The following is a 5,757-nucleotide window of genomic DNA, read 5'->3' on the forward strand; positions in this document are numbered from 1 at the left end:
CACGCAGGTCCACGACCTGAAGTACGAGGACGGGCTGTGGGAAGCACGTGCGCACAGTGCGACGGGTCAGCGGGTGGAACTCTACGCGGACCCGACGGATGGAGGAGTGGTGAGCGCAGCGGGGGACTGAGGGCGTGGTGTTTGTGTATCTCGCGGCCAATAAAAAATCCCCGTCCTTGCGGACGGGGATTTGGGGTAAAGCCCCTGGCGATGACCTACTCTCGCATGGCTTGAGCCACACTACCATCGGCGCAGCTGCGTTTCACTTCCGAGTTCGGGATGGGATCGGGTGGTTCCACAGCGCTAATTTCACCAGGGAGACGGTTGGAGTGTCGCCGGGTTGCGTCTTCGGACAGCGCACGGGTGTGCGGTGTGGGAAGGACGGCAACTGGCGCCAGCCTCTCATAGGGTGTGACGTAGCGAGCATTTGGATAGCTATCGACGTGTGTCGTGCTAAGGGTTACTTCTTGAGGAAGCAACTTGAGGTTATATGGTCAAGCCGCACGGATCATTAGTATCAGTTAGCTCAATGCATTGCTGCACTTACACACCTGACCTATCAACCACGTAGTCTACATGGTTCCTTAAGGGGGCTTGTGCCCCGGGAAGTCTCATCTTGAGGCGCGCTTCCCGCTTAGATGCTTTCAGCGGTTATCGCTTCCGAACATAGCTACCCGGCAATGCCACTGGCGTGACAACCGGAACACCAGAGGTTCGTCCACTCCGGTCCTCTCGTACTAGGAGCAGCCCCTCTCAAACTTCCAACGCCCATGGCAGATAGGGACCGAACTGTCTCACGACGTTCTGAACCCAGCTCGCGTACCACTTTAAATGGCGAACAGCCATACCCTTGGGACCGACTACAGCCCCAGGATGTGATGAGCCGACATCGAGGTGCCAAACACCGCCGTCGATATGAACTCTTGGGCGGTATCAGCCTGTTATCCCCGGAGTACCTTTTATCCGTTGAGCGATGGCCCTTCCATACAGAACCACCGGATCACTAAGACCTACTTTCGTACCTGCTTGATCCGTCGATCTTGCAGTCAAGCACGCTTATGCCTTTGCACACAGTGCGCGATGTCCGACCGCGCTGAGCGTACCTTCGTGCTCCTCCGTTACTCTTTAGGAGGAGACCGCCCCAGTCAAACTACCCACCATACACGGTCCCCGATCCGGATTACGGACCTAGGTTAGAACGTCAAGCACGACAGGGTGGTATTTCAAGGATGGCTCCACTGCAGCTAGCGCCACAGTTTCATAGCCTCCCACCTATCCTACACAGACGAACTCAACGTTCAGTGTAAAGCTATAGTAAAGGTTCACGGGGTCTTTCCGTCTTGCCACGGGAACGCTGCATCTTCACAGCGATTTCAATTTCACTGAGTCTCGGGTGGAGACAGCGCCGCTGTCGTTACGCCATTCGTGCAGGTCGGAACTTACCCGACAAGGAATTTCGCTACCTTAGGACCGTTATAGTTACGGCCGCCGTTTACTGGGGCTTCGATCAAGAGCTTCGCCTTGCGGCTGACCCCATCAATTAACCTTCCAGCACCGGGCAGGCGTCACACCCTATACGTCCACTTTCGTGTTTGCAGAGTGCTGTGTTTTTGATAAACAGTCGCAGCGGCCTGGTTTCTGCGACCCTCTTCAGCTATAGCTCGCATGAGCCACCAAAAAGGGTGCACCTTCTCCCGAAGTTACGGTGCCATGTTGCCTAGTTCCTTCACCCGAGTTCTCTCAAGCGCCTGAGAATTCTCATCCTACCCACCTGTGTCGGTTTACGGTACGGTCTGCGTAAGCTGAAGCTTAGGAGCTTTTCCTGGAAGCGTGGTATCAGTGACTTCGTCTAAAAGACTCGTCTCGGTGCTCGGTCTTAAAGGATCCCGGATTTGCCAAAGATCCAAACCTACCGCCTTTCCCCGGGACAACCAACGCCCGGTACACCTAACCTTCTCCGTCCCTCCATCGCACTTACGCGAGGTGCAGGAATATTAACCTGCTTCCCATCGACTACGGCTTTCGCCCTCGCCTTAGGGGCCGACTCACCCTGCGCCGATTAACGTTGCGCAAGGAAACCTTGGGCTTTCGGCGTGCGGGTTTTTCACCCGCATTATCGTTACTCATGTCAGCATTCGCACTTCCGATACCTCCAGCAGACTTCTCAATCCACCTTCAACGGCTTACGGAACGCTCCTCTACCGCGCATCGCTTATCGCGATGCACCCCAAGCTTCGGTTCACTGCTTAGCCCCGTTAAATCTTCCGCGCAGACCGACTCGACCAGTGAGCTATTACGCTTTCTTTAAAGGGTGGCTGCTTCTAAGCCAACCTCCTGGCTGTCTGTGCCTTTCCACATCGTTTTCCACTTAGCAGTGAATTTGGGACCTTAGCTGTGGGTCTGGGTTGTTTCCCTTTTCACGACGGACGTTAGCACCCGCCGTGTGTCTCCCGGATAGTACGTACTGGTATTCGGAGTTTGCAATGGTTTGGTAAGTCGCGATGACCCCCTAGCCATAACAGTGCTCTACCCCCAGCAGTATTCGTCCGAGGCGCTACCTAAATAGCTTTCGAGGAGAACCAGCTATCTCCGGGTTCGATTAGCTTTTCACTCCTAATCACACCTCATCCCCTACCTTTGCAACGGGAGTGGGTTCGGGCCTCCAGTCAGTGTTACCTGACCTTCACCCTGGGCATGACTAGATCACCCGGTTTCGGGTCTACTGCCCGCGACTATGCGCCCTTATCAGACTCGGTTTCCCTTCGCCTCCCCTATACGGTTAAGCTTGCCACGAACAGTAAGTCGCTGACCCATTATACAAAAGGTACGCAGTCACTCTTGCGAGCTCCTACTGCTTGTACGCACACGGTTTCAGGATCTATTTCACTCCCCTCTCCGGGGTTCTTTTCGCCTTTCCCTCACGGTACTGGTTCACTATCGGTCGGTCAGGAGTATTTAGCCTTGGAGGATGGTCCCCCCATATTCAGACAGGGTTTCACGTGCCCCGCCCTACTCGTCTTCACTGGAATGGCCCTTTTAAATACAGGGCTGTCACCTTCTATGGCCAACCTTTCCAGGTTGTTTTTCTAGAACCATACCAGCTTAAGGGCTAGTCCCCGTTCGCTCGTCACTACTTAGGGAATCTCGGTTGATTTCTTTTCCTCCGGTTACTTAGATATTTCAGTTCACCGGGTTCGCTTCCAGCAGCTATGTATTCACTGCAGGATACTGCCGAAGCAGTGGGTTTCCCCATTCGGACATTGCCGGATCAAAGCTTGTTGCCAGCTCCCCGACACTTTTCGCAGGCTGCCACGTCCTTCATCGCCTCTGACCGCCAAGGCATCCACCGTGTGCGCTTATTCGCTTGACCATATAACCTGAAGTTGCCTCCAAGTTATGCTGAGTCCGGGGGTACAAAGCCCGGACGCGAACTATAACGACTCAATTTCTAGGGACTCGAGGTCCCCGCCTTAGCCACAACGACACGTCAAGATAGTTTGATCTCAAACGCTCGCTACGTCACAAATTTTAAAAGAACATACCCCAGCCTCAATGCTGGCGCATCTTAAATTCTTAGTGTGCTTATACATTCAGAGTGGTGGGTCTGGGAGGACTCGAACCACCGACCTCACCCTTATCAGGGGTGCGCTCTAACCACCTGAGCTACAGACCCAAAGTCTTCAGTTCAGTGGTGGAGCCAGTCGGGATCGAACCGACGACCCCCTGCTTGCAAAGCAGGTGCTCTCCCAGCTGAGCTATGGCCCCGAAATCGGGGTGCCCCGCCCTGTGGCGGAACTCTCTGAATGCAGGTTACTTGTGAGGACGCCTGTAGGCGTAGCTGTCATGCTCAAAAGGAGGTGATCCAGCCGCACCTTCCGATACGGCTACCTTGTTACGACTTCACCCCAGTCATCGGCCACACCGTGGCAAGCGCCCTCCCGAAGGTTAAGCTACCTGCTTCTGGTGCAACAAACTCCCATGGTGTGACGGGCGGTGTGTACAAGGCCCGGGAACGTATTCACCGCAGCAATGCTGATCTGCGATTACTAGCGATTCCGACTTCATGGAGTCGAGTTGCAGACTCCAATCCGGACTGAGATTAGGTTTCTGGGATTGGCTTACTCTCGCGAGTTTGCAGCCCTCTGTCCTAACCATTGTAGTACGTGTGTAGCCCTGGTCGTAAGGGCCATGATGACTTGACGTCATCCCCACCTTCCTCCGGTTTGTCACCGGCGGTCTCCTTAGAGTTCCCACCATTACGTGCTGGCAACTAAGGACAAGGGTTGCGCTCGTTGCGGGACTTAACCCAACATCTCACGACACGAGCTGACGACAGCCATGCAGCACCTGTCTCACGGTTCCCGAAGGCACCAATCCATCTCTGGAAAGTTCCGTGGATGTCAAGACCAGGTAAGGTTCTTCGCGTTGCATCGAATTAAACCACATACTCCACCGCTTGTGCGGGCCCCCGTCAATTCCTTTGAGTTTCAGTCTTGCGACCGTACTCCCCAGGCGGCGAACTTAACGCGTTAGCTTCGATACTGCGTGCCAAGTTGCACCCAACATCCAGTTCGCATCGTTTAGGGCGTGGACTACCAGGGTATCTAATCCTGTTTGCTCCCCACGCTTTCGTGCCTCAGTGTCAGTGTTGGTCCAGATGGCCGCCTTCGCCACAGATGTTCCTCCCGATCTCTACGCATTTCACTGCTACACCGGGAATTCCGCCATCCTCTACCACACTCTAGTTATCCAGTATCCACTGCAATTCCCAGGTTGAGCCCAGGGCTTTCACAACGGACTTAAACAACCACCTACGCACGCTTTACGCCCAGTAATTCCGAGTAACGCTTGCACCCTTCGTATTACCGCGGCTGCTGGCACGAAGTTAGCCGGTGCTTATTCTTTGGGTACCGTCAGAACAATCGGGTATTAACCGACTGCTTTTCTTTCCCAACAAAAGGGCTTTACAACCCGAAGGCCTTCTTCACCCACGCGGCATGGCTGGATCAGGCTTGCGCCCATTGTCCAATATTCCCCACTGCTGCCTCCCGTAGGAGTCTGGACCGTGTCTCAGTTCCAGTGTGGCTGATCATCCTCTCAGACCAGCTACGGATCGTCGCCTTGGTGGGCCTTTACCCCGCCAACTAGCTAATCCGACATCGGCTCATCTATCCGCGCGAAGCCCGAAGGTCCTCCGCTTTCACCCTAAGGTCGTATGCGGTATTAGCGTAAGTTTCCCTACGTTATCCCCCACGAAAAGGTAGATTCCGATGTATTCCTCACCCGTCCGCCACTCGCCACCCATGGTATTGCTACCACTGTGCTGCCGTTCGACTTGCATGTGTTAGGCCTGCCGCCAGCGTTCACTCTGAGCCAGGATCAAACTCTTCACTTAAAATTACAGACCCGAAGGTCAATACTTTGATATGCAGAGTTCAAACCAAGCTTACGTATCGCTTGCTTAGCAATTGATTTGTTGCTCTTGATTCGAACGTCTGCAAGATGGACATACTTCCACCTGCAGGCGCCCTCACAAGTTACCTGCGCACACTGTCAAAGAACATTGGGGCCGGCCTCAGCGCCTTTCCCGTTTCGGCTGCGACGTTTCCGTCGTAGCGAGCCGCCCATTATAGCGGACTTTTTCTTTCCGTCAACACCTCGTTTCGGAGGTCTTGCCGCCGGTTCCCCTCAAACCCCGAAGGCTTTTCGCTGAACCGAGCCGCCCATCATAGCGGCTTTTTTGTTGCCGTCAATACC

1 protein-coding gene, 2 tRNA genes and 3 rRNA genes are annotated in these 5,757 nt (G+C 54.4%); 1 reads left to right on the forward strand and 5 read right to left on the reverse strand.

The window, feature by feature from the left end:
- Positions 1–16 precede the first annotated feature (16 nt).
- A complete protein-coding gene (locus JR064_RS22825) occupies positions 17–130 on the forward strand; it encodes a PepSY domain-containing protein (RefSeq protein WP_277420395.1) in 114 nt (37 codons plus the stop codon).
- 72 nt (positions 131–202) lie between these two features.
- On the opposite strand, the gene rrf is transcribed toward JR064_RS22825, so the two are convergent.
- From rrf to JR064_RS22850, 5 genes are all read right to left on the reverse strand, one after another.
- Positions 203–317, reverse strand: a 5S ribosomal RNA gene (gene rrf, locus JR064_RS22830).
- A 173-nt stretch (positions 318–490) separates the two neighbouring features.
- Positions 491–3,370, reverse strand: a 23S ribosomal RNA gene (locus tag JR064_RS22835).
- Positions 3,371–3,596: 226 nt separating this feature from the next.
- Positions 3,597–3,673 (reverse strand) — tRNA-Ile (locus JR064_RS22840).
- 16 nt (positions 3,674–3,689) lie between these two features.
- Positions 3,690–3,765: transfer RNA gene (locus JR064_RS22845), tRNA-Ala, on the reverse strand.
- Positions 3,766–3,850: 85 nt separating this feature from the next.
- Positions 3,851–5,395, reverse strand: a 16S ribosomal RNA gene (locus JR064_RS22850).
- The 16S, 23S and 5S rRNA genes sit together here with 2 tRNA genes alongside, the layout of an rRNA operon.
- Positions 5,396–5,757: the final 362 nt, after the last annotated feature.

This window comes from Xanthomonas bonasiae, from assembly GCF_017163705.1.
Taxonomy (GTDB): domain Bacteria; phylum Pseudomonadota; class Gammaproteobacteria; order Xanthomonadales; family Xanthomonadaceae; genus Xanthomonas_A; species Xanthomonas_A bonasiae.